At 67.2% G+C, this 25,901-nt stretch carries 27 protein-coding genes; 12 read left to right on the top strand and 15 right to left on the bottom strand.

The annotated features are described in order from the left end of the window. Positions 1-13 precede the first annotated feature (13 nt). On the top strand, positions 14-184 hold the full coding sequence (locus P0D77_RS10350; RefSeq protein ID WP_277552996.1) for a hypothetical protein: 171 nt from the start codon (positions 14-16) through the stop codon (positions 182-184). Between the two features lie 48 nt (positions 185-232). Here the strand turns inward: P0D77_RS10350 and dpsA are convergent, their stop codons facing one another. Further along, entirely contained in the window at positions 233-781 is a 549-nt protein-coding gene (dpsA, locus tag P0D77_RS10345; protein WP_277552995.1) for a DNA starvation/stationary phase protection protein DpsA, read from the bottom strand. Positions 782-1,020: 239 nt separating this feature from the next. Between dpsA and P0D77_RS10340 the strand changes: the two genes are divergently transcribed. Beyond that, a complete protein-coding gene (locus P0D77_RS10340) occupies positions 1,021-2,328 on the top strand; it encodes a HEAT repeat domain-containing protein (protein ID WP_277552994.1) in 1,308 nt (435 codons plus the stop codon). A gap of 44 nt (positions 2,329-2,372) precedes the next feature. Here the strand turns inward: P0D77_RS10340 and P0D77_RS10335 are convergent, their stop codons facing one another. After that, positions 2,373-2,612 (bottom strand): hypothetical protein, encoded by a 240-nt coding sequence (locus tag P0D77_RS10335; protein WP_277552993.1) that lies wholly within the window; start codon positions 2,610-2,612, stop codon positions 2,373-2,375. 80 nt (positions 2,613-2,692) lie between these two features. On the opposite strand from P0D77_RS10335, the gene P0D77_RS10330 reads away from it, so the two are divergent. After that, positions 2,693-4,351, top strand: coding sequence for a phospholipase D-like domain-containing protein (locus tag P0D77_RS10330; RefSeq protein WP_277552992.1), 1,659 nt, complete (start codon positions 2,693-2,695; stop codon positions 4,349-4,351). 38 nt (positions 4,352-4,389) lie between these two features. Here P0D77_RS10330 and han read toward each other — a convergent pair whose 3' ends face one another. Continuing rightward, positions 4,390-6,306, bottom strand: coding sequence for a Hef-associated nuclease (gene han, locus P0D77_RS10325; protein WP_277552991.1), 1,917 nt, complete (start codon positions 6,304-6,306; stop codon positions 4,390-4,392). A 125-nt stretch (positions 6,307-6,431) separates the two neighbouring features. On the opposite strand from han, the gene P0D77_RS10320 reads away from it, so the two are divergent. Then, positions 6,432-6,920: a Mov34/MPN/PAD-1 family protein gene (locus P0D77_RS10320; protein ID WP_277552989.1), complete on the top strand. Its 489-nt coding sequence runs from the start codon at positions 6,432-6,434 to the stop codon at positions 6,918-6,920. After that, positions 6,913-7,353 carry an FAD synthase family protein gene (locus P0D77_RS10315; protein WP_277552988.1) on the top strand — a complete coding sequence of 147 codons (441 nt, stop codon included), beginning with the start codon at positions 6,913-6,915 and terminating at the stop codon, positions 7,351-7,353. The genes P0D77_RS10320 and P0D77_RS10315 overlap by 8 nt, the downstream gene beginning before the upstream one ends. Positions 7,354-7,377: 24 nt before the next feature. Here P0D77_RS10315 and P0D77_RS10310 read toward each other — a convergent pair whose 3' ends face one another. Continuing rightward, on the bottom strand, positions 7,378-7,704 hold the full coding sequence (locus tag P0D77_RS10310; protein ID WP_277552987.1) for a hypothetical protein: 327 nt from the start codon (positions 7,702-7,704) through the stop codon (positions 7,378-7,380). A 75-nt stretch (positions 7,705-7,779) separates the two neighbouring features. Further along, positions 7,780-8,691, bottom strand: a complete 912-nt coding sequence (locus P0D77_RS10305; RefSeq protein WP_277552986.1) for a DUF1028 domain-containing protein — start codon at positions 8,689-8,691, stop codon at positions 7,780-7,782. Between the two features lie 295 nt (positions 8,692-8,986). Between P0D77_RS10305 and P0D77_RS10300 the strand changes: the two genes are divergently transcribed. Next, on the top strand, positions 8,987-9,751 hold the full coding sequence (locus P0D77_RS10300; protein WP_277552985.1) for a DUF7117 family protein: 765 nt from the start codon (positions 8,987-8,989) through the stop codon (positions 9,749-9,751). 24 nt (positions 9,752-9,775) lie between these two features. Here the strand turns inward: P0D77_RS10300 and P0D77_RS10295 are convergent, their stop codons facing one another. Together P0D77_RS10295 and glyA are read right to left on the bottom strand one after the other, a co-directional pair. Further along, positions 9,776-10,660 (bottom strand): tetrahydrofolate dehydrogenase/cyclohydrolase catalytic domain-containing protein, encoded by an 885-nt coding sequence (locus P0D77_RS10295; protein ID WP_277552984.1) that lies wholly within the window; start codon positions 10,658-10,660, stop codon positions 9,776-9,778. 120 nt (positions 10,661-10,780) lie between these two features. Next, entirely contained in the window at positions 10,781-12,028 is a 1,248-nt protein-coding gene (gene glyA, locus P0D77_RS10290) for a serine hydroxymethyltransferase (RefSeq protein WP_277552983.1), read from the bottom strand. Between the two features lie 104 nt (positions 12,029-12,132). On the opposite strand from glyA, the gene P0D77_RS10285 reads away from it, so the two are divergent. The 6 genes from P0D77_RS10285 to P0D77_RS10260 all read left to right on the top strand — a co-directional run bounded on the left by P0D77_RS10285 (position 12,133) and on the right by P0D77_RS10260 (position 20,185). Beyond that, positions 12,133-14,211, top strand: a complete 2,079-nt coding sequence (locus P0D77_RS10285) for a hypothetical protein (protein WP_277552982.1) — start codon at positions 12,133-12,135, stop codon at positions 14,209-14,211. 335 nt (positions 14,212-14,546) lie between these two features. Beyond that, a complete protein-coding gene (gene tbsP / locus P0D77_RS10280; RefSeq protein WP_349770046.1) occupies positions 14,547-15,365 on the top strand; it encodes a transcriptional regulator TbsP in 819 nt (272 codons plus the stop codon). Between the two features lie 80 nt (positions 15,366-15,445). Continuing rightward, positions 15,446-17,164 (top strand): YcaO-like family protein, encoded by a 1,719-nt coding sequence (locus tag P0D77_RS10275; protein ID WP_277552981.1) that lies wholly within the window; start codon positions 15,446-15,448, stop codon positions 17,162-17,164. 91 nt (positions 17,165-17,255) lie between these two features. After that, positions 17,256-18,659, top strand: coding sequence for a bifunctional metallophosphatase/5'-nucleotidase (locus P0D77_RS10270; RefSeq protein WP_277552980.1), 1,404 nt, complete (start codon positions 17,256-17,258; stop codon positions 18,657-18,659). A gap of 75 nt (positions 18,660-18,734) precedes the next feature. Further along, entirely contained in the window at positions 18,735-19,187 is a 453-nt protein-coding gene (locus P0D77_RS10265) for a universal stress protein (protein ID WP_277552979.1), read from the top strand. A gap of 44 nt (positions 19,188-19,231) precedes the next feature. Further along, positions 19,232-20,185 carry a biotin--[acetyl-CoA-carboxylase] ligase gene (locus P0D77_RS10260; protein WP_277555782.1) on the top strand — a complete coding sequence of 318 codons (954 nt, stop codon included), beginning with the start codon at positions 19,232-19,234 and terminating at the stop codon, positions 20,183-20,185. A 47-nt stretch (positions 20,186-20,232) separates the two neighbouring features. Here the strand turns inward: P0D77_RS10260 and P0D77_RS10255 are convergent, their stop codons facing one another. The 8 genes from P0D77_RS10255 to P0D77_RS10220 all read right to left on the bottom strand — a co-directional run bounded on the left by P0D77_RS10255 (position 20,233) and on the right by P0D77_RS10220 (position 25,808). After that, on the bottom strand, positions 20,233-20,679 hold the full coding sequence (locus P0D77_RS10255; protein ID WP_277552978.1) for a universal stress protein: 447 nt from the start codon (positions 20,677-20,679) through the stop codon (positions 20,233-20,235). A 196-nt stretch (positions 20,680-20,875) separates the two neighbouring features. Then, positions 20,876-21,142, bottom strand: a complete 267-nt coding sequence (locus tag P0D77_RS10250) for an elongation factor 1-beta (RefSeq protein ID WP_277552977.1) — start codon at positions 21,140-21,142, stop codon at positions 20,876-20,878. 2 nt (positions 21,143-21,144) lie between these two features. After that, entirely contained in the window at positions 21,145-21,330 is a 186-nt protein-coding gene (locus tag P0D77_RS10245) for an HVO_2753 family zinc finger protein (protein WP_277552976.1), read from the bottom strand. Positions 21,331-21,442: 112 nt separating this feature from the next. Then, positions 21,443-22,666 (bottom strand): tripartite tricarboxylate transporter permease, encoded by a 1,224-nt coding sequence (locus P0D77_RS10240; RefSeq protein WP_277552975.1) that lies wholly within the window; start codon positions 22,664-22,666, stop codon positions 21,443-21,445. A gap of 141 nt (positions 22,667-22,807) precedes the next feature. Then, positions 22,808-23,152 (bottom strand): 50S ribosomal protein P1, encoded by a 345-nt coding sequence (rpl12p, locus tag P0D77_RS10235; RefSeq protein WP_277552974.1) that lies wholly within the window; start codon positions 23,150-23,152, stop codon positions 22,808-22,810. Positions 23,153-23,170: 18 nt separating this feature from the next. Continuing rightward, entirely contained in the window at positions 23,171-24,214 is a 1,044-nt protein-coding gene (locus tag P0D77_RS10230) for a 50S ribosomal protein L10 (protein WP_277552973.1), read from the bottom strand. Then, on the bottom strand, positions 24,211-24,849 hold the full coding sequence (locus tag P0D77_RS10225; RefSeq protein WP_277552972.1) for a 50S ribosomal protein L1: 639 nt from the start codon (positions 24,847-24,849) through the stop codon (positions 24,211-24,213). The genes P0D77_RS10230 and P0D77_RS10225 overlap by 4 nt, the downstream gene beginning before the upstream one ends. 137 nt (positions 24,850-24,986) lie before the next feature. Beyond that, on the bottom strand, positions 24,987-25,808 hold the full coding sequence (locus tag P0D77_RS10220; protein ID WP_277552971.1) for a PHP domain-containing protein: 822 nt from the start codon (positions 25,806-25,808) through the stop codon (positions 24,987-24,989). Between the last annotated feature and the right edge of the window lie 93 nt (positions 25,809-25,901).

Below are 25,901 nucleotides of genomic sequence, written 5' to 3'. Positions count from 1 at the left end.
CGACGGGTAGATAATGGATAAGGATGCGCTCGTGGACCACCGCGCAGACGCCCAGCGGCGTGCGGTGACACCGCCGTTGCAGGTGACGGCCCTCCGGACGACGCCCGACCGGACAGTGTTCAGCGAGGACGGGAACGCAGACGGGTGGATATCGACGGACCTGACGGTCACACCCGAACAGTAACACGCTGCTGGCTGTAAAACGAGAAACCGGACGCTAGTGGCTGCTTGGTTACTGCATCGCGCCCTCGAAGACGAGCGTGTCGTCTTCGAGGTAGTGCTCGATGTGGTGGGCGTCTTTTTCCACCTGGACGATGTTCTGCCGGAGCAGTTCACCCGTGGCAGGGTCGCCGAGGTTGTCCGCGAGTGCGACGTGTTCGCGGAGCATCTCGATGATGTCGCCGTACATCTCCATATCGTTCTCCAACGAGGTTCGAATGTCGTACACGTCCTCGTCCTCCGGTTCGACCGGCGCTCCGGCTTCCAGCGTCGCGGCGGAGGCGTGCGGCACGCCCCCGAGCGCCTGGACCCGTTCGGCCAGTTCGTCGGCGAACGCCTCGGCGTGTTCGGCCGCCTCTCCGAGGAACAGGTGGAGGTCGCGGAACTCCGCACCCTCGACGTTCCAGTGGTGTTTCTTCAACTGGTGGTAGAGGACGTACGTCGCCGCCAAGTCGGTGTTGAGTGCGTCGACGACCTGTTCGGCCTTCTCGGCGTCCATTCGGAGCGCCTCCGATCCCGATACCTCACCTGCCGACTTCAGCACGCGCTTGTGAGTACTCATCTGCGTGCCGATGTACGGTCGGATTTTACATAAATCCGACGCGAACGACAATATCTATTTGTTATATACAAACTGGAGCTCGTATTCTACAAACTTGCGCCGTTTGTTGTTAGTTTTTCGACCATAACTTGATCGAGGGAGTGTAGTCGGCCCGAGTTTGTCCGTCAACCATTCGGAATACGGGATGGTGCGCTGGGAAGATGGAAACGCTCTTGGAGGCGACACACCCACGTGCGGCTATGAGCGACGACGACCCGGCCGAGGAGTCGGGCGACGCCGAGGAAGCCGAGGAGACGGAACTCGTCCCCGAGGTGTCCGCCGAGGACCTCGAGGCTCGGTTGGACGAGGCCGCCGAGGCGCTTGAGGCCGCCGAGACCGAGGCGGACCTCGACGACGTGGAGGCGGACCTCGACGATATCGAGGCCGACCTCGAACGCGCCGACCTGCCCGAACCAGACGAGGACGACGAGGACGCCGACGACCCCCGAGAGGAACTGGAGTCGCGGCTCTCGGACCTCCGGGACGACCTCGAAACACAGCGCGGTCCCTACGCCGCCGACGTCGTCGACGACGTCGAGGGTGTACAGGGGACGCTCCGCGACACTCGCTGGACGGAGGCCGGCGAGGCTGACCTCCCCGGCGTCGTGGACGCGTTCTTCGCCGACGCGGGCGAGGCGCTCGACGCGGAGGTCTCGCGCGACGGTGACGACGACCCCGAGTCGCTGGCCGACTCGCTGGACACCGTCACCGAGGCAATCGAGGACGCTGCCCTCGACGCCGACGAGGACGCCGACACCATCGCCTCCCTGCTCGAAGCGACCGACGCGCTGGAGACCGGCGTCGACGACGCCGAGGAGTGGGACGATCTGGAGACCCACGAGAAGTTGCAGGCACAGGGCTTCTACGACGTGCTCGGTCACTACAAGGACTTCCCGCCGGAGCTGTCGGCGCTGAAGGAACACGAGCAACGGGGCAACGTCGAGATGGTGTTGCTCGCGCTCGACTCCCTGCAGTCCGACTTTATGGAAGAGCACTGTCTCGATGCGCTCACGCGGATGGGCGACCAGGGCGCGTTCGAGGCGATGCACCAGCGAGCACAGAAGCGTGACCAGCCAGCCATCCGTGCGCTCGGGAAGATGGCTGCCGAAGACGCTGTCGAGACGCTGGTGGAGTACGTCGACTCCGACTCCAACCCGACCCTGCAGAAGGTGACGTTCAAAGCGCTCGGCGAAATCGGCCACGCAGACGCCGTCCAACCGCTCGCGAACAAACTCGCGATGGACGACGACGAGGTTCGCCCGTACGCCGCCCGTGCGCTCGGCCTCATCGGCGACACCCGCGCGGTCGAGCCACTGGCCGACGCCGCCGCAGACGACGAGTCCGACTCCGTCCGCGCGGCCGCGCTGTGGGCGCTTCGACAGATCGGAACCGAGGAAGCGCTGGAGGCGGCCGCCGAACACGCCGACGACCGCGTGTTCATCGTCCAGACGGAAGGCGAGAAGGCGCGCGACGAACTCGGCGCAGACGCCGAGGAAGCGGCAGCGTAACGCCCGATCCGACCGACCGATACCACTTCTCAGCGCGGTTCCCGCTACAGCAACTCGCCGAAGAACAGCAACGCGAACCCGAGCGACACGAGTAGCCCGCCGACCCGCCCGAGTGCGGTGTGTTCTGTCACCTCGGCAGGCGCGATGTCGATGTCGTAACTGTCCCACTCTGCCTCGTAGGCGACGTACGAGGGAATCTGGAAGAACTCGATGGCGATGAGCGCGCCGCCCAACGCCCCCATCGCTGCGCCCGCCAACCGGACGCCCTCTGCGAGAGTGACCATACCGGCACGCCCAGTGCGTCCGACAAAAACACACCGAACCAGCCCGAGCGTTCAAGTACGAATCCGACACCAGCCTCGCCGTGTTCCGCCGAGTCGTCCGGTCGCTGGTAGCGGTGCTGGTAGTCGCGTCGCTGTGGGCAGGTCCAGCGGCCGGTATCGGCGCGGCGTCGTCGTCGACCGACCCGAGTATCGTCGAACTCCTCCCCAACCCCGTCGCGCCCGAGGACGCCGGCGAGTACGTCCGCATTCGCGTCCCCGCCGGAAACTGGACCGTCGACGACGACGAGTCGACGGTGACCGTCCGCGTCACCTCAGCCGAGACGTTGCTCCTGACGAGCCATCCCGAGTCGATAGTCGACGTACCACCGGGAAGGGTCGTCGCCGACGGCCTCTCGCTGTCGAACGCGGGCGAACGCGTCGTTCTCCGGCGCGGCGGTTCGAACGGGACTGTCGTAGATAGCGTCACGTACGGTCGCGCTCCCGAGGGAGAGCGGTGGCTCTCTGAGACCGACCCGCCGTGGCGACCCGTCGGCTTCGAGCCGCGGGACCCGGTTTCGCTCGGCCGCGTCGACACGACGGCGTTCGTCCTCCCCGACGATCCGGCGACCCCACTGGAACCGATCGACCAAGCCCAAGAGCGGATCCTCCTCGCGGGGTACACGTTCGCCTCCGAGCGAGTCACCCGCGGACTCGTCGCAGCCAACGACCGCGGCGTCACGGTTCGTGTTCTCGTCGACGGCGCACCGGTCGGCGGCATCAGTACCCGACAGGCGCGGCTGCTCGACCGCCTCGTTGCGGCGGACATCGAGGTCCGAGTCGTCGCCGGGCCGCACGCTCGCGTCCGGTATCACCACGCAAAGTACGTCGTCGCCGACGAGACGGCAGTCGTGTTGACCGAGAACTGGAAGCCGAGCGGCGTCGGCGGCGCGAGCAGTCGCGGGTGGGGCGTGACGCTGCGGTCGCCACGGGCGGCAGACGGGGTCGCGACAGTGTTCGAGACGGACGCGGGGTGGCGAGACGCCCGCCTGTGGAGTACGTTCCGGGCTGGACGGTCGTTCACCGAGACCGAGACGACGACGGGAGAGTACCCGAGTCGCCACCCCGCAGTCGACGCCGAGGCGACCGACGTGACGCTGTTGACCGCACCAGGCAACGCGGAGGCGGGCGTCGTCTCCGTCGTCGACGACGCGGACCGGCGGGTGGACGTGATTCAGCCGACGGTTCGACCGGGACCGTTGCTCGTGTCGACCCGGCGCGCGGCCGAGCGTGGCGTCCAAGTGCGTCTGCTGCTCTCGGGCGCGTGGTACGTCGTCGACGAGAACGAGGCGCTGGTGGCGACGCTGAACCGGTGGAGCGACCAGCAGGGAGTCCCGTTCGAGGCACGCGTCGCCGACCCCGCAGGTCGCTACGGCAAGATACACGCGAAGGGCGTCGTCGCCGACGACGTGGCCGTCGTCGGGTCGCTCAACTGGAACCCGACGAGTGCGACCGAGAACCGCGAGGTAGTCGTCGCCGTCGAGAGCGAGACGGTCGCGGAGTACTACCGCGAGGTGTTCGAGGGCGACTGGACTGCCGACGGTGGAGCAGACGGGACCGGAGCCGTGCCTCCGCTACTCGGCGCTGTCGCGGTCGCGGCGGCGGCCGCGGTCGTCGTCCTCGGCTGGCGCCGTATCGAGTTCGACGACACTGTCGGTCGATCAAGCGATGGAGACGGCGACGACCGTGGACCGATCGGGTGAGCGGTCGCGAAGAAGGGTCGCGAAGCGGGTCGACAGCCTCAGTCGTCGAGTTCGATCGTCGTCGACAACTCCTCGTCGAGTTCGGCGTCGGCCATCTTCTCGACGAGTGCGTCGATGACGTCCTCTCGACGCCCCTCGACGAACTTGATAGAGCCGACGACGAGGTGGCCGCCGCCGGAGACGCCGCCGCCGACAACCTCCTCGTTGAGTTCCGTCACCATCTGCGGGATGTCGAGACGGACGCCGTCCGAACGGAGGACGGCGAAGTCCGGCCCGTAGCCGATAGTGATGACCGGTTCGCCGGTGGCGCGAACCTTCCGGTCGTGGAGTTCGCCCGTCGTCTTGCCCGGTGCGGGGTAGGTGAACCGCTTGGCGAAGTTCTCCAAGTCGATGCGGTACAGGTGCGCGTCGGAGTCGAGGCGCTCGTGTTCGACGTGGGGTTCGACCGCGTCCAACTGCTCGCGCACGTCGCGTTCCGCGCGCGTCGAGAGGAACTCGACGAGTTCGCGGTGGCGCTCGGCGTCCTCACTGCCGACGTTGAGCACGTCGCTCACGAGTGTCTTGCCCTCGCTGTAGCGGAGCCAGTGGGCGGCGTAGTCGAGCGCCTCGCCGATGTCTTCGATGGCCTCGCGGTCGTAGCCGGCGTCGTCGGCCAGCGTGAGGAACTCGTCCATCACCTCGGCCTTCGAGCGGTCCGACAGGCCGGCGACCGCGGGGACGTGGCGGAGTTCGTCCGTCACACCGGGGTCGATGAGGCGGGCGAGTTCGACGCACATCATCCCCGTCGTGATGCGGTAGTCCTCGTCGTGGATGTAGGGGTTGACGTGGTGGTCAAGCAGGTCGTCCACTGCCTCGGGGTCGGGGTGGTGGTGGTCGACGACGGCGATTGGCACGTCGTAGTGGGCGAGGTTCTTGTACGCGGGGACGTCTTCCTCGGTCGACCCGTTGTCGAGCATCAGGAGGAAGGGGAGTTTCTGTCCGTGGCGGGCACGGCCCTCCAGCGCGAAGTTGAGGTCGCGCGTGACGTCTTCCATCTCGTAGAACGGCGCCTTGCTCGGCAGGCGCTTGAGGTTGTGCCGGGCGGCGTCGTCGCCCTCGTGGACAGACTCGATGAAGCGTTCGAGTGCGAGTTGCACCGGGATGGCCGCACACATCCCGTCCCCGTCGGCGTGGTGGCGGATGCGGATCGGACGGCCTTCAAGCACCGTTCGGCGCAGGGTGCGCGCGACGTCTTCCAGTTCCGGGCGGAGTTTCTCGAACGCCTCCCACTCGACCAACGGGTCGACAGGCTCGGGTTCGGCGCGATCGCGCATCGCCTCGTCGAGGCGTTCGCGAGCGGCGTCGGCCGTCTCGCCGGTCAGCAGGGAGATGTCACCCACCTCCAACTGGCGTGCGCCCTCGTGTTGCTCGACGCTGCCGGAGACGCGGACGAGGTCACCGAGTTCGACCTCGGGGTACGCGCGGACACCGGCCTCCTCGAAGGCGGCGGCCGCGAGGATGCCCGACTCGTCGGCGACGTGGAAGATGGTCGGGCCGCCCGTCTGTTTGATCTGGACGAGTTCGCCCTCGACGGTCACGTCGTCGCCGACGACTGCCTCGTCGACGGCCGTAATCTCGGGTTCGTGCTCGACGGCAAGTACGTCGGCCTCGTCGAGGTCGACGTCGGCGAGGTCGAACGACACGTCGCCGTTGTCTTTCAGTTCTTCGAGGAGGACGACGAGTTCGTCGCCGACATCGAACGTCTGACCGTCCAGATTCGACTCGTGAAGCAGGCCGGAGACGTGATCGGAGATGTCGACGAAGACGCCGTAGTCGACGACGCCGTTGACGACGGCGCGGTAGCGAGCGCCCACCTCCACGTCGGTTCGCGTACAGGCAGCATCGAGGTCGTAGACCACAGAACGGGAACCTCCCGTTCCATCGTCGCCGGAATCCCCGGCGGCGGAATCAGTCATACACGAAGGTGAGTGACGGCAGGTGTTAAGGGTTGTAGTATCGCTCCAACGGGGGGAGACGCCGCGACGACTGCGCGGGTGGGTGTATCGACACGCTTAGTTGTCGTCCGGGCCGAGGATTGACAATGCGACTGTTCCGGTCGAGCGACCTGCTCGGCATCGCAGCCGAGACGCTCACGTTCGCGTTGGAGGCCTCTCGGGACACCCACCCCAACGAGTACATGGGCTTCCTGCGAGCGACCGATGCGCGCGACCTCGGCCTCGAGAAACGCGGACAGGTCATCACGGACATCCTCGTCATCCCCGGAACCACCTCGACGCCAGAGTCGGCGACCGTTCAAGAGCACATGCGGCCAAACTCCTCGCGGGCCGTCGGGTCGATCCACTCGCACCCGAACGGTGTCCTCCGACCTTCTGACGCCGACCTCGCGACGTTCCACGCGGGCGAGGTGCACATCATCATCGGCGCGCCGTACGACCGCGACTGCTGGCGGGCGTTCGACGCCGACGGCGACCCGCGCGACTTGGACGTCCTCGACGTCGCGTTGCCCGAAGACGAGGCTTTCTTCGACTTCGACCAGACCGACATCGACGCGGAGTTGTACGATGAGTGAGGAGCCAACCGTCGCGCTGGCACAGGGCACCTTCGACATCCTCCACCCGGGGCACCTCCACTACCTGGAGGAAGCGGCCGCCCGGGGCGACGAACTCCACGTCATCATCGCCCGCCGGGAGAACGTGACGCACAAACCGAAGCCGGTGTGTCCCGACCGCCAGCGTCGCGATATGGTTGGTGCCCTCGACGTCGTCGACGAGGCCCACCTCGGCGACCCGGAGGACTTCTTTGTGCCCGTCCGCGCCATCGACCCCGACGTGGTCGTCCTCGGTTTCGATCAACACCACGACGAGGAGGCCATCGCAGGGGCGTTGGCGGCGGAGGGCATCGACGCCGCAGTTGAGCGAGCGAGTGGCCGTGAGCCCAGATATGAGGGTGAGTTGTTGTCGACGGGCGACATCATCGACCGCCTGATCGCAGAACGCGCGTAACGGTCGCCGCCAGTCTAGCTCCGATTACTCCGGTTCCAGCGTCGCCTGCCACAGGTACACCGGTGCGATGCCGACCGCGAGCAGTCCCACCACGACGGCGACGACGGCGAGCGTTACGGGGGCGGAGGTGCCTGCAAGCGTCGCGCGAACGACGCCCGGTGTCCCTACCGCCAAGAGGAGCGCTCCGACCGCCCAGAGGCCGAACGCGTTTCGCGTCGTCGCCGTCGAGATGTCGTCACCGAGTCGGACGTACACCGCGACGAGGCCGATACCAGCCGTGAGCGCGACACCCGCACCGACGAACGCGAGGACGACAGTTAGCAAGCCGACTGTGGGGAGATGTGTGGTCATCGGTAGGTGTGCGGTGGCCTCGTGAACGGGCGAGCGAGACGGCGCGAGTGGGTCTGTGTCACGAGTGTCGTCGGGTCAGACCCGGTCGTACTGTTGGAGACCGTGCCAGATGGCGTCGGTCATCCTCGCTTCGCCCTCGCCGTCGGCGTCGTCCCAGCCGTGCGCGAGTGCGTCCTCGATGACTGCCAACGAGTGGTTCTCGAAGTTGTTCATCCCGCGGAACGCCTCCAGCGCCTCGCGTTCGGCCTCCCCGAACTCGTCGCTCGGGTCGGCGTCGAGGAAGCCGAGGTCCGCGAGGACGCCGGAGACGGCACGCGCGGTCTCGCCGTCGAGTTCGCGCGGGTCGTCGGGGTCTTCGCGTGCGAGCAGCGTCACGTCGTACAGTTTGAACACCCGTTCGAGTTCGTCGATGGGGTGGTCGTGGTCGTCGACGCGCACGTCGACCCAGCGGTCGTTCTTCCCGTCGTACCCGCCCTCGGGCTTGGCGACGTACAGCGCGGCAGACTGCTCGCCGCGGGAGTCGCCGCCGGCGTCGTTGCCGGCGTGGAGTGCGGCGATGAGTCGTTCGGGGAGGCCACCTTCTGCTTCCTCGAACGTCTCGGCCATCGCGGTCAGCGTCTCCTCGTTCTCCAGGATGTTGCCTTGCACGGTGTACTCCTCGCCCTGCACGTCGCCGGCGACGTCGAAACACTCCTCGCCGGTGTAGGCGGCCACGGAGCCATCGGCGCCGACAATGCCGATCTGTCGTTGCTCGGCGTCCTCGTCTTCGCTGGTGAGCGCCTCGATCGCTTCCGCCGCGGTGTGACCCTCGCGGAGGAGGCCGAGGCCGTCCGGTCCGTACGCGACGTTGGCGAAACTCTGCGTGGCGACGGCCCCGGCGTCCGCGGAGACGAACGGCACGACCGATCCGACCGAGATGAACTTCGACTGCACCGCGACGCCGACCGCGTCGGTCTCGGGGTCGCGTGCGACGATAGAGAACGTCATCTGGTGTGTCGTTTAACCGTGTCGTCAAAAGCGTGCCGGGGCCGGCGTCACCCGTTCGCTCCCCCGTACGGGTGACTCGGTCGTGCGACCGACGGCGGGCGTGACGGCCGGCCGACGCATCTGCAGTGCGGAACTTCCCGAGCGTCTCCCCACGGACGCCTTCGGGAACGTTCACAGATACGACACCTACCAGTATATCTGTTGTGTGGCGCGGGGTAGCAGCCACGCCGCCGCCGTCGGAACACGTCAGCGCACACTCCGTGAACGGTTTTGCCCGGCGGAACGAAGCGGGGCTATGGAAGTCCGAGGGGAGCGCGAGTGCGCAGAGTGTGGGACCCGGTGGTCGTACTTCGAGACGGGTAGCGTCGCCTGTCCCGACTGCGGGAGTCTCCGCAGCGTCGGCACCGGCGAACGGCGACGCCACACGGACGCTCCTGCCGAACTGTCGCTCGACTCCGTGCTGGTCAAACTCGACACGACGCCGCTGGCGGACCTCGTCGACGACATCAAAGCCGCGTGCCGGACGTATCTCCGCAAGCGTGGGTTCATCCGCGGCGGCGACCTCAAGCCGCTCGACGACGCCTACCTCGCGGCCGCCGAACTCCGCCACGCCGCCGACGTGTACGGCCGTCTCGCCGGCCCTGGAGGCGGCGACGCGGCGGCGACGATGGGGTCCCCCGAAGGGGCGTCGCCAGGCGTCACCGACGACGAGGAGTGGTACCTGACGACGCTCCTCCGCGCGGCCGACACCGGCGAGCGTCCGAGTGTCCGCGACGTTCCGCCTCGGATGCACGAGGCGCGGGGACTGGCCGCCGCTGAGGCGGTTCTCGAATACCGGAAAGACGTTGGAACGTACCTCTCGGACAACCCCGACCGCGAGGCGAGTCGCACGCTTGGCACCGTTCGCGAGCGAGCGAAACGGATCGAGGCGTTGGGAGGCGATATCGATCCGGAGGAGGCCGACGCCGTCGTGGCCGCCGCCGTCGACCTCGGGCGCTACCTGATCACCGACGACGACGAGGCCTTGGCGAGCGCCCGAGAACGACTCGCTCGCTTGTAACCGTCCGCGCCCACTGATCCCCGTTCAGGGGAGGTCGACGTCGACGTCGTGCTGTTCTGCCGCCGCTTTCACCGTGTTGTACAGCAGCATCGCGCGCGTCATCGGTCCGACGCCGCCGGGAACCGGCGTGATGGCGCCCGCCTTCTCACTCACGGCCTCGTAGTCGACGTCGCCGACGAGGGTGGACTCGCCGTCGCGTTCCACGCGGTTGATGCCCACGTCGATGACGGTCGTACCCTCGCTCACCATGTCGGCGGTGATGAACTCGGGGATGCCCGCGGCGGCGACGACGATGTCCGCGCGACGGGTGTGACTGGCGAGGTCGTCCGTCCGAGAGTGACAGACGGTTGTAGTGGCGTTGCCGCCCGGTCCCCGCCCGAACAGGAGGTTCGCGATGGGCTTCCCCACGATGTCCGAGCGGCCGACGACGACCGCCTCTTTCCCCTCGGGGTCGACGTCGGCGGCCGCGAGGAGGCGCTGGATGCCGTGGGGCGTGCACGGCTTGAACCGGGCGTTGCCGCCGACGAGGCGGCCGACGTTCTCCGGGTGGAAGCCGTCGACGTCTTTCGCGGGGTCGATAGAGCGAAGCACTCGCTCGGTGTCGACGTGGTCCGGGACCGGCAACTGGACGAGGATGCCGTGGACGCCGTCGTCGGCGTTCAACTCGTCGATGGTGTCGTACAACTCCTCGGCGGGAGCGTCGTCGTCGACGTCGACGTGGATGCCGTCGATGCCGACCTCCTCGCAGTCGTTCTGCTTCATCGAGACGTACGTCTCGCTGGCGGGGTCGTCGCTCATCAACACGGTCGCGAGGGCGGGGTCGACGCCCTCGGCCTGCAGCGTCTCTACACACTCCGCGACGCCGGATCGAATGTCGGCGGCGACGGCGTTGCCGTCGATGTCGGTCATACCCGATGAGGGAACGGCGAGGCGTAAGTATCCTCGGGTTCGTGCACAACTGTGCTCCCGAAAGAGCAGGAATGATCACAAACGTGCGCAAAAAGGTCGAGATCGGGGAGTGCTGTGCGACTACTCGTACAGCGGGTGGTCGTCGGTGAGCTCGCTCACGCGCTCACGGACCTCGGCGATGACCGACTCGTCTTCGACGTTGTCGACGACGCGGTAGATGAGGTCGCCGACCTCGCGGCAGTCGTCCTCGTCGAAGCCGCGGGTCGTGAGCGCGGGCGTGCCCGCGCGGATGCCCGAGGGGTTGAACGCCGACCGCGTCTCGCCGGGAACGGTGTTCGCGTTGAGGACGATACCGGCGTCCGCGAGGGCGTCCTCGGCGTCGCCGCCGGTCGTGTCGGGGTGCGACTCGCGCAGGTCGACGAGGACGAGGTGGGTGTCGGTGCCGCCGGAGACGATCTCGAAGCCGTTGTCCGCAAGCGACTCCGCCAACGCGGTCGCGTTGTCAACGACCTGCTGGGCGTACTCCCCGAACGCCGGTTCCAGCGCCTCCTTGAAGCCGACCGCCTTACCTGCGATGTTGTGCATCAGCGGGCCGCCCTGCCCGCCGGGGAACACCGCCGAGTCGATGTCGCTGGCGTGTTCCTCGTCGCACATCACGATGCCACCGCGGCCCGCACGGATCGTCTTGTGGGTCGACCCGGTGACGAAGTCAGCGACGCCGACCGGCGACTGGTGGACGCCCGCGGCGACGAGGCCGGTGATGTGGGCGATGTCCGCGAGGTGGTAGGCGTCGACGGAGTCGGCGACATCTTGCACGCGTTCCCACTCGACCTCACGCGGGTACGCGGAGAAGCCCGAGACGATGATGTCCGGGTCGTACGACGCCGCCGTGTCCGCGAGGGCGTCGTAGTCGATGTAGCCCGTTTCCGGGTCGACCTGATACTGCTCGACGTCGAACAGTTGGCCGGTGAAGTTGGCCGGGTGGCCGTGACTGAGGTGGCCGCCGTGTTCCAGTTCCAGCGAGAGAATCTTGTCGCCAGGTTCGAGCGTGGCGAGGTAGACGGCCATATTCGCCTGCGTGCCGGAGTGGGGTTGGACGTTGACGTGTTCTGCGCCCCACAGTTCTTTCGCGCGTTCGATGGCGAGTTCTTCCACCTCGTCGGCGAACTCACAGCCGGCGTAGTAGCGCTTGCCGGGATAGCCCTCGGCGTACTTGTTGGTGAGGGCGCTGCCCTGCGCCTCGAGGACGGCCTCCGAGACGTGGTTCTCTGACGCGATCATCGCGAGGGTGTCCTGTTGACGCTGCACCTCGCCCGCGAGGGCGTCCGCGACGGCGGGGTCGGTTTCGCTGACTGCCGGGTACTCCATATCTGTGGTCCGGCCAGCGACGACAAAAAGCCACCTTTCGGGTCATCGCACGAACAGTCGGCGACAGGGCTAAATGGGGGCCAAGCCCACCACTTCCCACGTCAATGAAGGTGGAGACGACCGGGGAAGGGTTGCGAGCGGTCGACGCCGCCAAGAACTCGCTGACCGTTCGCACCGACTCTTGGACCGCTGGCGGGACCGCACCGTCGCTCCACAGCGGTATCGCCGCACTCGGCCTGACCGAAACGTGGGTCCCCGACGTCGTATTGAACGGCAGGACCACGCGACTGGAGTTTCCTCCGGTGTACGCCCCTGTCCGAAACGTTGACACCGGCGAGGTGTCGGATCTGGGCAGCGGAACCGGCCCGAAGACGCTCAAGTCGGGTGCGTACGTCCTCCACGTCGACAGTAAGGTCGACGCGTACGTCCGCTTCGACGGCGTGGCCACCGTCTCGAAACCGCAGTACGAACGCCTCGTCGTCGAGTTTCCCGAGGAGACGGCGCTCTCCATCGGCTTCAGTACCGGTATCCAAGACGATACCGAGGTAGTGACGGTCCCGCGCACGCCGGCCGGCGTCGCGACGGCGCTCTCGGCGTTTCCTGCGGGTCACCGCACGGCGACCGCAGACCGCTCGTTCGACACGATGCGAGGACAGCCACCTCGCGTCGCGTTCGGCGACGAGGTGTCGATTCCACAGTCCGTCAGCGAACGGGTCGAGGGTGCCGGCACGCGAATGGTCGTCCCCGACGACGTCGAGTATCTGTTCCCCCTCGCGCCGCTTGCACACTACGTCGGCGCGAGCGTGGCGGTCGAACCCGATGCGACGCCCCGAATCGAAACGCCGAGTGGAACCCACCGACTCCCCGAGTTGCCGGAGTTCCAAGACGAGACCGGATCGCTCCTCGAACGGACGTTCTACCTCGACTGTCTCGTCAGGACCGCCGGACCGTACGGATCTGAGCTGGCCGTCGCTTCCCTACTGGAGGACCTCGGCATCGACGCGGACGAGCTGTACGCCGCGTCGCTGGCGGAGCGACTGGACGCGTATCTCTCGGTCCCGTTCGAAGACGTCGCCGACGAGTTTCCCGAGTGGCACCTCTCGATGTCCATCGACCCGCGATACGACCACGTCCCGACGCTGTCGTACCTGCTGGCGAACGTCCCACACATTCGCATCGCAGAGTCGACCGCCCTCGGTGAGACGGAGTGGCTCGACAACTCGCTCGACGACTTCTACCGGGGGAGTGCGGGCGAGGCGGCGAGCGTCGAGTTGGTCCAACCCGAGTTCGGCCCCGGTCGGACGCACGGCTGGTTGGCAGACGGCGTCCCAATCGACGCGTTCAAGACGCTCCCAGAGGCGTACGAGAACCGCTCGCGGTACCTCGACGCCGACGGCGAACCGACCTCCGTCGTCGCCATCCTCAACGACGGCGACATGCGCGAGGAACACGCGGAGGTGGCCGACTACTACCGTCAGCGGGCCGAGGAACTCGACCTCGACATCTCGCTACGCGAGCATCTGAGCGTCGACGAACTCGCGACGGTGTTCGAGTCGCGCAACGACCTGGTCCACTACATCGGCCACTGCGAGCGCGAAGGCCTGCGGTGTTCGGACGGCTACCTCTCGATATCGAGTCTCTCGGAGTCGAACGCGCAGACGTTCTTCCTCAACGCCTGTGGGTCATACCACGAGGGGATCGAACTCATCCAAAAGGGGAGCGTCGCTGGCGGCGTCACGTTCAACGAAGTCCTCGACAGTCAGGCGGCGACCGTCGGCACGATGTTCGCCCGCCTGATGGTGAACGGCTACTGTATGGAACGTGCACTCGACAAGTCGCGCCGGCGGATTATGACCGGGAAAGACTACGCCGTCGTTGGCGACGGCACGCACGTCCTCACGCAGTCGGAGGACTACGTCGGCACCGACGTCGAAGTGACCCAACGCGACGACGGCCGGTTCGATGTGAGTGCGTTTCTGGGTGCGCCCTGGATGTGTGGAGGGTTCTTCAGGCCGTATCTGCAGGATAGCGATGAGACCCATCTGCTCGGCTCGACGGTCGAGTTCTGCGTAGAACGGGAGGAACTCGTAGAGTTCCTCTCGTATGCGGACAATCCGATTCTCTACGACGGGGACCTGCAGTGGTCAGACGCCGTGCACGAAGCGCTCAGTGAGGGACGGTAATTACGGTCCCGGCGACACGTCGGCGATAGACGAAGTACCGACCGTGAACTCCGTTGCCGCCGCAGTGTCCGCACTGAAGAGCAGGAGCACCAGCATCATCAGCGTCAATACGGCCTTCGGATGACGACTCACAACTGCTGCCGGTGCCGAACTCGTAACACGGTCTGCTAACCTCTCTCGTACCATATCTGTTCCAATTACGTATTGGTACTTAAATTTCACGACGGACGTGGATTCTATCCAACACTGAGCGCCCGTATTTCCCGCGTAGAACCGTTGATTCACCGTTTTACCCGTTAGTATTAAATATGCTACGAGAGATATTCTTTCTAAGAATGACCGCGAACCATCTGGAGCGATCGATGGCCGACGTACTCGGTTCGATACTCGACAGCGACGACGACGAACTGTTAGTCGTCGACCCGACCGTGTCGGTGATGGAGTCGCTCGTCGACATCGCGGCCGACTACGAGGGTGACCTGCCGACGCTGCACGTCCTCGCCGACGACCGACTGCTAAAAGACCTGATGGACGACTTCCTCGTGGCCGCCGACGCCGCCGACCTGGTCGACAGCGACCGGATGACCCTGCGCGAACTCGACGGCGACGTGGACAACACGCTCGTCGTCGGCGAAGGCGTCTTGTACGCACTCGTCTCGGCCGGCGAGTACGTCGCGGCACTCTCGGCGGACGACGAGTCGTTCATCACCGACGCCTACGAGAGTTACCACGGGATGTGGGCGGACGCGACGCCGTTCGTTCTTCGGACGCCCTCGCTGTCGCGAGTGCGCGACACGCTCGACGACGACATCGGGGAGTCCGTTCGCGCCGACTTCGACACTGTGTTGCAGTCCCTGGAGACTGCGCGCGGCGACGGCGACGGCCTCGACGAGGTCACCATCTCGCTGCTCGTGGCTGCCAAAAACGACGTGCTGCTGTACGACATCAGCAAGTGGGGCGAGGACATCGGCATCGCCTCGAAGGCGACATTCTCGCGCACCAAGACCCGCCTCGAAGAGATGGGCCTCATCGACACCGAGAAGGTCCCCATCGACGTCGGCCGCCCGCGCCTGCGCCTGAAACTCGGCGACGAGCGCCTGCGAACCGCCGGCAGCGACGAACTCGCCAGCGTCGCTCACCGGATGCTCAACTGAGGCGGACGCCCGACGACGGCCGCTCGCAGCGGTCGCCGTGACCGACCACCTTTTTGTGTCAATCGTGCCACGAGCGGGGCATGGACATCGCCATCGTCGGGCCGGAGCCCGCCGCAGGGGCAGTGCGTGGGGCGTTCGCCGACGTGGACGCGAACGTGATGGAGGTCAGCGCCGGGCAGTTGGACGGCTTCGACTTCGCCGTCGTTGTCGGTACGACGGGCGACGACGCTTTCCGAACCGCCACCCGCCTCGTCGACGACTGGGTCGCCGTCGAGGTGGGCGGTATCGGCGGCCGACCGCTCGACGACATCGACGCCGCAGTCACGGTCTTCTCACCAGATGCCGGCTGTTACAACTGCCTCCGCGACCGCGTCCGCGCGAACGTTCCGTCGACGGACGCCGCGCCACAGGGGACGCGCAGCGCCGTCCGCTTCGCGGGCGCACTCGCGGGACGCCGAGCCATCCAACATCTCTCGGGTGACGCCGTCGCCGGAACCGTCACCGAAGTCGACGGGCGAGAGCGCCAGTTTCTCCCCTCACCTGGCTGTGATTGCGGGGTTGCACCGACCGGCTTCGAGGTGGCCGACCGCGAGGAACCGGCCTCGCTGGAGGACGCGGTCGACCGGATGGACCGCGCTGTCGACGACCGACTCGGCCTCGTGACCGACGTGGGGGAACGCGAGTCGATGCCCGCGCCGTACTACATCGCGCGAACGACCGATACCGCCGCGTTCGCGGACACCCGATGTGCGGAGTTCGCCGCCGGCGTCGCGGAGGGCTGGGACGCCGCCTACGCGAAAGCAGTGGGGGAGGCGTTAGAACGCTACTGCGCGGGCACCTACCGCGCGTCGTCGTTCCGGTCGGCTCCGACCGATGGACTGATCGACGCGGTTCCAGTCGGCCGATTCGTCCGGCCCGAAAGCGCAGAGACGCCAGACGAGGACGAACGTATCCCGTGGATCGAGGGCATCGACCTCCAGACGGGAGACTCCGCGTCGCTTCCGGCGTCTTTCGTCGTGTTCCCCCCGCCGCAGGAACGCTTCGCCCCGCCCATCACGACCGGCCTCGGCCTCGGCAACTCGACGGCGGAGGCCGTGCTGTCGGGCCTGTACGAGACGGTGGAACGGGACGCGACGATGCTGTCGTGGTACTCGACGTTCGATCCGATGGGGCTGACCGTCGACGACGAGGGGTTCGACGCGCTTCGGCGTCGCGCCCGCACCGAGGACCTGGAGGTGACGACGCTGCTGCTCACACAGGACGTGGACGTGCCCGTCGTCGGTGTGGCCGTCCACCGTGACGCCGAGACGGGCGAGTGGCCCCGGTTCGCGATGGGATCGGCGGCGGATCTGGACGCCGCGGCCGCCGCTCGGAGCGCCCTCGCTGAGGCGCTCCAAAACTGGATGGAACTGCGCGCGATGGGCCCCGAGCAGTCGAACGCACAGGAGGGGGCCATCGGCGCGTACGCCGACTTCCCCGAGCGAGTTCGGTCGTTCGTCTCGCCGGACGTGACCCTGCCAGCGGCCGACGTGACAGACGACGATGTCGCGTCGCTGTCGGGTGTCGACGCGGTCGAGGCGGTGACAGCGCGACTCGCCGACGCCGACCTCGACGCGTACGCCGCCCGCCTCACCACGCGTGACGTGGCGGCGCTCGGCTTCGAGGGCGTGCGCGTCCTCGTCCCCGAGGCACAACCGCTGTTCACCGGGGAGGCGTTCTTCGGTGACCGCCTGGAGAACGTCTCGGCGTCGATGGGGTTCGAACCGCGGCCCGAGCGGTCGTACCACCCGTTCCCCTGACCGAGGCGTGACCGCGACCTGATCTGGTCGCTGTGATCGATTCGATCCCGGAGCGTTCTTGCCCGCCTGCCCGAACGGTGGAACTGACTGAATGCCTCGGTTCGTTCACTACTCTGATATCGAGAACGTCTACGACGACCCCGAGCGCGCGGGTCGCCTCGCGGGACTGATCGACTCGCTCGACGGGTCGGACGCCCTCGTGGTCGGCACCGGCGACGACACCGCTCCCGGCGTCGCCGCGACCGTCGCGAAAGGCCGCCAGGCGGTCGACTTCTACCACGCCGTCGGCACCGACGTGGAGACGTTCGGCAACCACGACTTCGACTTCGGCACCGACGCCGCCCGCGACATCGTCGCCGACTCGCCGCAGACGTGGGTCTCCGCGAACGTCTACGACGAAGACGGCCAGCCCTTCGGCGAGTCCGAGGGCGTCGTCCCGTGGACGGTCGAACACGTCGACGGCGACCGCATCGGCATCTTCGGCGTCACCGACCCGGCGACCGACTCGCTGAACCCGATGGCCGCCGAGATGACGTTCACCGACCCGTACGAGGCCGCACGCGACGCCGTCAGCGACCTGCGCGCGGAGGGGGTCAACTACGTCGTCGCTGCCTCCCACCTCGGCGGCGGCGACGACGACCTCGCACGCATCGACGGCGTCGACCTCGTCCTCGGTGGCCACGTCCACAGCGAACGGGCAGAAGAGGTCGACGGCGTGTTGTGCACCCGGCCGGGCGTCAACGGGCACACCGTCCTCGAGGTCACCCTCGACGAGTCGGGCGCGAGCGTGACGCGCCACCACCCCGACGACGCGCCCGTGGATACGACGGTCGCCGACGGCCTACGCGAACGCATCGCCGCCGCCGGCCTCGACCAGACGGTCGGCGTCGTCGACGACCCCATCGAGCGGACGGAGGCGGCCATCCACGGCGGCGAGTGTCGGATCGGGAACCTCGTCGCGGACGCCTACCGGGAGGCCGCGGATGCCGACGTCGGTCTGCAGAACGCCGGCGGCCTCCGCCTCGGCCACCCCCTGTCGGGCGAGGTGACGCTCGCGGACCTCATCTCCGTCCTTCCGTTCGAGGAACCCGTCGTCGTCGCGGAACTCACCGGCGCGGAACTGCTCGACGCGTTCCGCGAGATGTCGGCGGCCGTCGTCGACTTCGGCGAGGACGACTGGTGGCACGGCCACCTCAGCGGTGCTCAGGTCGTCTGGGACGATGATGAGGCCGAACTCGTCGACGCGACGGTCGGCGGCGAGGCCGTCGACCCCGAACGCATCTACCGCGTCGCCACGGCGGAGTACCTCCTCCACTCGGACCACGAGTTCCCCAGCATCGACGAACGCCACCGCGCGGGCGAGTTCGGTATCCAACACGACGTACTCGCTGCGTACATCCGCGACCACGGAATCGACCCACGGATAGCGGGACGCATCCGTCGCGTCTCCGGCAGCAAAGCGACGGCAGACGACGCCGTACCGTCGGATCGCTGACCGAGGACTGAGCGCGAGACAGATTCTCGCACGGGAGAGGAAGTATTTAGCCGCGCGGCCGCAACCAGTCTGTAAATGACCCTTGTCGTCGTTCCTGTGCGATACCCCCTCAGCAAGCACTCAAAGGCGACGCTAGGTGAGGCCATCCGGGTCGCGGAGGAACGCGATGCCGAGTTGACCGTCCTCCACGTCGATCTGTATCACGATACCAACGAGGTGTCGCGAACCGGGCTGAAACGAGCGGTCGAACGCGAGTTCGGCCACCTCCCGAGCGTCAGATACGTCGTCCGCCGGGGGTTTCTCGTCGAAGAGACCATCCTCGACGAGGTCGCCGCCGAACGCGCGGACGTCGTCGTCATCGGTGCGAAACAGGCGAGTCGCTGGCGGCGGACGCTGCGGAAACTGTTCTCCGACCCAGACATCGAATCGTATCTGAAAGGGAAACTCGACGCGACGGTGATCACGGTCCGGGCGGACGGGCGTTCGAGCGAACTCACGCCGGCGAACCCCGGTCGCGACTCGCCGTGACCGACGAGAGATCGGAGTCGGCGGCAGACACGACCGACGCCGGACTGCCAGCGACGCGACGTGCGCTCCTCGCTGCCCTCACCGATGGACCGATACGGGGCCCGGAACTGGCGGCGCGACTGGGCGTCTCTCGCGCGGCCGTCTGGAAACACGTCGAAGCCCTCCGCGCGGCGGGCGTCGACGTCGAGAGCACCGACGACGGCTACGTCGTCACCGGCGTCGACGGCTACTCCGGCGAGGCTATCACCTACGGCCTCGACGCGCCCTTTCAGATCGAGTATCACGACACCGTGGGGTCGACAAACGATCGCGCGCGTACGCTCGCATCCGACGGAGCCAGCGACGTCGCTGTCGTCGCCGACGAACAGACCGCCTCGCGCGGCCGACTCGACCGTGAGTGGGTGTCGCCACCCGGTGGTGTGTGGCTCTCCGTCGTCTGTCGCCCCGACGTTCCCCCGGCACACGCGCCGGCGTACACGCTCGCGATGGCGGTCGCCGTCACGCGCGCCTGCCGGGAGGCGGGCGTCGACGCCCGGATCAAGTGGCCGAACGACGTACTCGTCGGGGAGGGCGGCGACCGCGGCGGACAGAAACTCTGTGGCATCCTCACCGAGATGGAGGGCGAGGCCGACCGCGTCTCGTGGCTCGCCGTCGGCCCTGGCCTGAACGCGAACGTCCGTCCAGCGGACCTCCCGCCGGAGGCCGGCGCGACGAGTCTACTCGCAGAACGCGGTGACCCGGTCGACCGGCGCGTAGTCGTCCAGCGCATCCTCGAGGAGTTCGACGACCTCCGAGACGACCTCCGCGGGGCCGTCTCGGAGTGGGAAAAATACGGTGACACTGTGGGTCAACGCGTCAGAGTCGATACCCCTGGCGGCGTCGTCGAGGGGGACGCCGTCGGCGTCGAGTTCCCCGGCGCACTCGTCGTCGAGACGGACGGCGGGCCGGTGCGTGTGACTGCTGGCGACTGTGAACACCTCCGCCCTACAGGAGAGTAACTGGCCGTTGCAGGAATCGGCGAGAACAGCGACGAGTCCTCCGACGATTATCGCGGGTCTGTCACGCGAACCGTGAGGACGGGAACCGACGACCCGCGGACGACCTTCTCGGCGACGCTCCCGAGCAACAGGCGGTCGATACCGCCGCGACCGTGGGTCCCCATCACGACGAGGTCGCAGTCGTTGTCCTCGGCGTAGCGGACGATCTCTTTGCTCGGTGAGCCGTCGATGACGGCCGTCTCGACGGGCACGTCGTAGTCGTCGCCCAGCGCCTCGACCAGCGAGATGGCGTCTTCGGCGTCGCCGCGGAGCATCTCGTCGATACCCTCCCAACTCGACTCCATCGGCATCCCGGCGTACGACGCCGAGTTGACGACGTACAGTGCGTGGACGGTCGCTCCGTGTTGGACCGCCAGGTCGATGGCGTGGCGGACGGCGCGTTCGACCCCGTCAGAGCCGTCGGTCGGGACGAGGATCCGGTCGTACAGTCCCATGTGAACGTCTGTCAAAGAGAGGTGGGCGAGGGACTATGAAGCCTTCGCACGATCTGAGCGCCGTCCCCCGGTTTCGGGTTTCGGTTCGTAGCAACTTGGAGCGACCACCGAACGGCGACGTCGCTCGTCGCTATCGCTCGTGTATGCAGTGAGTAGAGAAGTTCGGGACGTGTCGTCCCGTGGTGTCGTGCCGGAGTTACAGGCGACCGACTTCTTCGACCTTCACGCTCTCAACGCCGTCGACGCCCGCAAACGCCTCCTCGACGGCTTCGGTGCCGCCGGCGTCGTCGGGGACGACGACCATAGGCAGGAGTGCGACGAGACCGAACGCGACGTCGTCACGCTCGACGTTGCGAATCTCTGCGCCCTGCGGGAGCGACGCTTCCAGACGCTCCTGCAGTTCGTCGAGGTCGATCTCGGGACTTTGCGGCATGACCTTCATCTTCGCGGCGACCTTCCCCATCGTTAGGGCCCCCGGAAACTGCAGTCAGGACACTCGAAGAGGTTGCTCTGCTTGCGGCACTTCGCACACCGACTGATCTGGGTGCCGCAGTCGGGACACTTGAACGTCGCGGCGGCCGTCCCGGCGACGTTGATGCCACAGGAGACACAGCGCCGCTGAGAGCGCTGCTCGGACTCTGGCTGGCTCATACGCCTAGAGTCCGTCGCACGACTTTTAACGATTGTCTTTCACCCGGCACGAGAGCAGGACGCGGCCGAGATCCGTGACAACAATCCGCGTATCACACCGCGTTCCAGACGCTCACGCGAGGATCAGTGGTCCGAGCAACACGCCCATCAGGTGTACACGCCGACAGCCGAGCGCAACTGGGACGAATCCGACGACAGTGGCGGTCGTGAGGACGACGACGCCCGCCGGTCCCGCGAACAGAACCGAGAGACCGACGAGGCCAACGAGGACACCGCCGACGAGCGGAGTGGTCGGGACGGCGCCCACCACGCGAAGCGCCGCGTCGCCGAGGACGACTACGCCGAGGACGCCGACCGCACCAGCGACGACGAGCGCCGCCACCAGCGGTGTGAGCGTCGCCGGAACACCTGCCTCGTTCATCGCGACGAGTACGCCCGACCGAGTCGTCCCGAACGCCCAGTAAGCGAACAGCGCGAACACCGCCGTCGCCGTGTTCGCACCGCTGGTCGCGACGACGTACTCGCGCACCGGGTCGCGCCCGGCGGTCGCCGGTAGCGCTAGCACGGACGCGACGCCCGCGGAGACGCCGGGGAGGTAGCCGACGGCCGCGCCGCCGCCCGCACCCGCGACGGCGGCGGCACCGAGTTCACGCCGTGTCACACCCAGTCGCGCGTCTGCCTGCGGCGGAACGCCCGCCCCGCCGACCGCCTGCAATAACACCGGAACCCGGAACAACCCTGCGAACAGTGGGGCGAGCACGCCGCCAGCCGTGACGAGCGGATCCGTCGGCGCGTCAAGGACTGCGAGTCCCAACCCCGTCGCCAGCGCGAACGACACCGCGCCCGCGACCCGGCGGCGGTTCGTCGCCTCCGTCGCGACGAGGAACACCGCCACCGCCGCGAGGACGAGCGGAGGCCACGCGCTGAGCGTCGGATACGCGACTCGCATCCCCGCGGTGACGCCGACCGCCAGCGGGAGCGAGACGCACAACGCGATACCGGAGCCGGCAGCAGAGAGCCGAAGCGCCTCACGCCCGCGACCCTCGGTGACGAGTTGGTGAGCGGGGAGCGCGGAGGAGGCCATCGCGGCGTCAGGAACGCCGAGCGTCAGCGCCGGCACCACGTCGAGGAACGTGTGGACGACGCCGGCGGCCAGCATCGCACACCCCAGCGGGAGCGGCGGCGCGTCGAGCGTAGGCGCGGCCCCCGCGAGCAAGAGCGCGAAGTTGTTGGCGTGGAGGCCGGGGACGAGGCCGCTACAACAGCCGAGCAGACACCCGCCGACTGTGTACGCGACGAGGAGCGTCCCTGCGGGAGACTCGGAGAGGGGAACCACCGCTGGTGGCTGGTGCCGTTCCCGTACTTCAACGCTCGCACTGGACGCCGACCAGATCGACACACCTGCGGCTCGCGAGTGTGGCGTCGAAAGAAGTGGTGAACTCGAGTCTGTCGTCGGAGTCGAGGAGACTCGCCGGCGTTAGCCGAAGAGTTCGCCCAGGCCCTCGCCCGAGCCTTCGTCGTCGTCCTCGTCGTCCTCGGCCTCGTCGGCCTCGGCCTCCTCGTCGTCCTCGTCGTCGCCGTCGTCGGCGTCCGCCTCGTCGGCGGAGCCGCCAGCGGCGCCGCCCGCGGCGCCCGCGGCGGGCGCTGCGGCGGCCGTGTCGATGGCCTCCTCGATGTCGACGTCCTCCAGCGCGGCCACCAGGGCCTTCACGCGGGATTCCTCGACGTCGACGCCGGCGGCTTCGAGCACCGACGTGATGTTGTCCTCGTTGATCTCCTCGCCCGTCTCGTTCAGGATGAGTGCTGCGTAAACGTATTCCATTGTCCTGTGTAGTTGTGTTTATCCGAACATCGCGCCGAGGCCTTCTGCGCCGTCGCCGTCGTCGTCATCGTCGTCGGCGTCGTCGTCAGCAGGCTCGGCTTCCGTGTCCTCGTCGTCGCTCGATTCATCCGTCTCCTCCTCGGCAGCCGGCTCTGGTGCCGCCTCGACGCCGCGGAGCTCCTCGGGGAGCGCCTCGTCGTCGTCGATGACGGCCGCAAGCGAACGCAGCTGTGCGTCCGCGCGGGCAACGAGGTCGGGGATGAGCTCCTCGTCCTCGATGGCCGCGTACAGGCCGACGGCCTTCGCGTCGCCAGCGGCCTTGCCGAGCAGGGTGCCCGCGGTGCGGGCGGTCGGGTAGGCGGCGTTGACCGAGAGGTTGCGCGCCGCCGCCGCGGCGGACTGCACGTCCGCGCGGTACTCGTCCACGTCGATGGCGAGTTCCTCGGGCTCGAACAGCACGCCGTCCGCGAAGACGGCGCGCAGGTCCAGCCCGACTTCCTTCGGCTCGATGCCGAGTTCGCCCAGCACGTTGGAGAGTTCGTCGGAGACGACTTCCCCAGCGTCGAGCACGTGCGAATCGGAGAGCACCTGGATGGAGCCCTCCTGAATGCGTGCGTCAGCGCCGACCTGTTGGAGTTCGCCGACGAACGGCCCGGGGTCGACCCCCGTGTCACCCGCGGGGATGACGATGTCGTTCGGGGCGACCTCACCCGCGCCGATGGGCGCGGAGGTCTTCGACGCCTCGAGCTGTTTGTACAGCCCGAAGGGGTTGTCGTTCGTCCCGATGAGGCCGACGTGGCCGGAGACGAACTCGTCGAGTTCCTCGACGCCGGCGTCGACCTCGTCCAGCGTGCGCTGGATGAGCGTGTTCCGGGACATCCGCAGTTCGGCCTGCCCGTGCAGGTCGCGGCGCATATCCTGGAGCTGACGGCTCGGGATGCCAGTGAGGTCGACGACGCCGACGGCGTCGTACGAGTCGACGAACGTCGTGAGTGCGTCGACCTCCTCGCGCTTCCACTCCGGAATCGTCTCCGTCTTGCGCTCCTGTGCGGAACTGCTCATACGGGCACCTCCACGGACGGACCCATCGTCGTCTTGACGTAGATCGCGTCGATGTTGAGCGGCCCCTTCTCGAGGTCCGCTTCCAGCCGCCGGATGATCACGTCGATGTTGTCGGCGATCTCATCCGCGCTCATATCTTGTGCGCCGACGCGCGTGTGGAACGTGCGGCGGTCGCGAGAGCGAATCTGGACGGTGTTTTTCATGCGGTTGACGGTCTCGACGACGTCGTCGTCAGGCTGGAGCGGCGTCGGCATCTTGCCGCGCGGCCCCAGAATGCGCCCGAGATTGGACGCAACGTCCTGCATCATATCGGCCTCGGCGATGAAGAAGTCGGTCTCCTCTGCGAGGTCTTTGGCGGCGTCCTCGTCGGAGGCTAACTCCGAGAGGTCGTCACCCGACAGGACGTCGTCTGCGACGTCTTCCGCACGGAGGGCTGTCTCACCCTCCGCAATGACGACGATCTGTGTCTCCTGGCCGGTTCCGGCCGGAAGCACAACTTCGTCGTCAACTCGATTCGACGGGTCGTTGAGGTCCAAGTCCCGGAGATTGATCGCTAAATCCACGGTCTCGCGGAAGTTGCGAGCGGGGGCGTTCTCCAGTGCTTGGGTTACTGCGTCCTCGATTGAATCTGCCATTTTTCACCTCCGTAGTACGCAGGAATGCTCCTACGGGTCAGTGAAACAGGCGTACGCCTGTCTCACCGTCTCGTCCGCCCACGCGACACTTAAGGCCGTCGAAGGAACCGCCCCCTCGCGTGCCGTTCACACGGTCGTTACTCGGCGGCCTGTGGCCGTTCATCGGCCGACTGCCGACGCGGCGGCACGTCGAACGGCGACACCACCTCGAGGTCGTGGGCAGCACAGAAACGGGACAGCGCGTTCGAGCGAACGTCGTATTCACTGGGGTCGTGGGCGTCGGTCCCGAGCGTGAACGGTACCCCTCGATCCACGAGCGCGTCCAGCAAGTCACCGGACGGGTGGAAGTCTGGCCCCCCGCTCCGACCCACGCGCTTGGCGTTCACTTCGGGAATCGTCCGCGAGCGTGTGAACGCGTCGGCAACTCGTTCGATTTGGTCGGGCGTTCGCAGGCCGGTCAGTTGTGGGTGTGCCTCGACGACGTCGACGTGTGCGGCGACGTTGAACAGTTCCGACTCGACCAGCGAGGCGACCGTCTCGTAGTAGTCCGCGACCATCACCTCGGGCGACGGCGTGTCGGGCGTCGAGAAGTCCTGAAACGAGAAGACGGAGTACTCGCCGACGTAGTGGACGCTCCCGAGTGCGTAGTCGAATCCAGCCTCGTCGAGAAACGACCGGATTCGCTCCTCCAACCCGGGTTCGTAGTCCACCTCGACGGCGTCGTAGATGTCGACGTCGTAGTCGGCACGGAGCGACGATAGCACGGCCCTCCGGCGGTCGTACGTCCGGTCGAAGTTTCGGGCGTAACGATTACGCTGCCGTCGCCACTGTGGGTCGCGAGTGAGCGTACAGTGATCTGCAAAGCCCACGCCGTCGAGTCCGGCCTCGGTGGCGGCATCGAGCATCCGCCTGAGGTTGCTCCCGTCCGAGTACACGGAGTGGGCGTGGTAATCGTGCATACGTCCTGACGGGTCTGTCGGAAGATAACCGCTCTGCCCGTCACAGCGGTCGTGAAATACGCGGTCGCATCGGCGAACGCGCTATCGCGACTC

This window comes from Halobaculum limi (assembly GCF_029490015.1).
Taxonomy (GTDB): Archaea; Halobacteriota; Halobacteria; order Halobacteriales; family Haloferacaceae; genus Halobaculum; species Halobaculum limi.
This window is presented reverse-complemented; position numbering and strand designations above follow the sequence as displayed.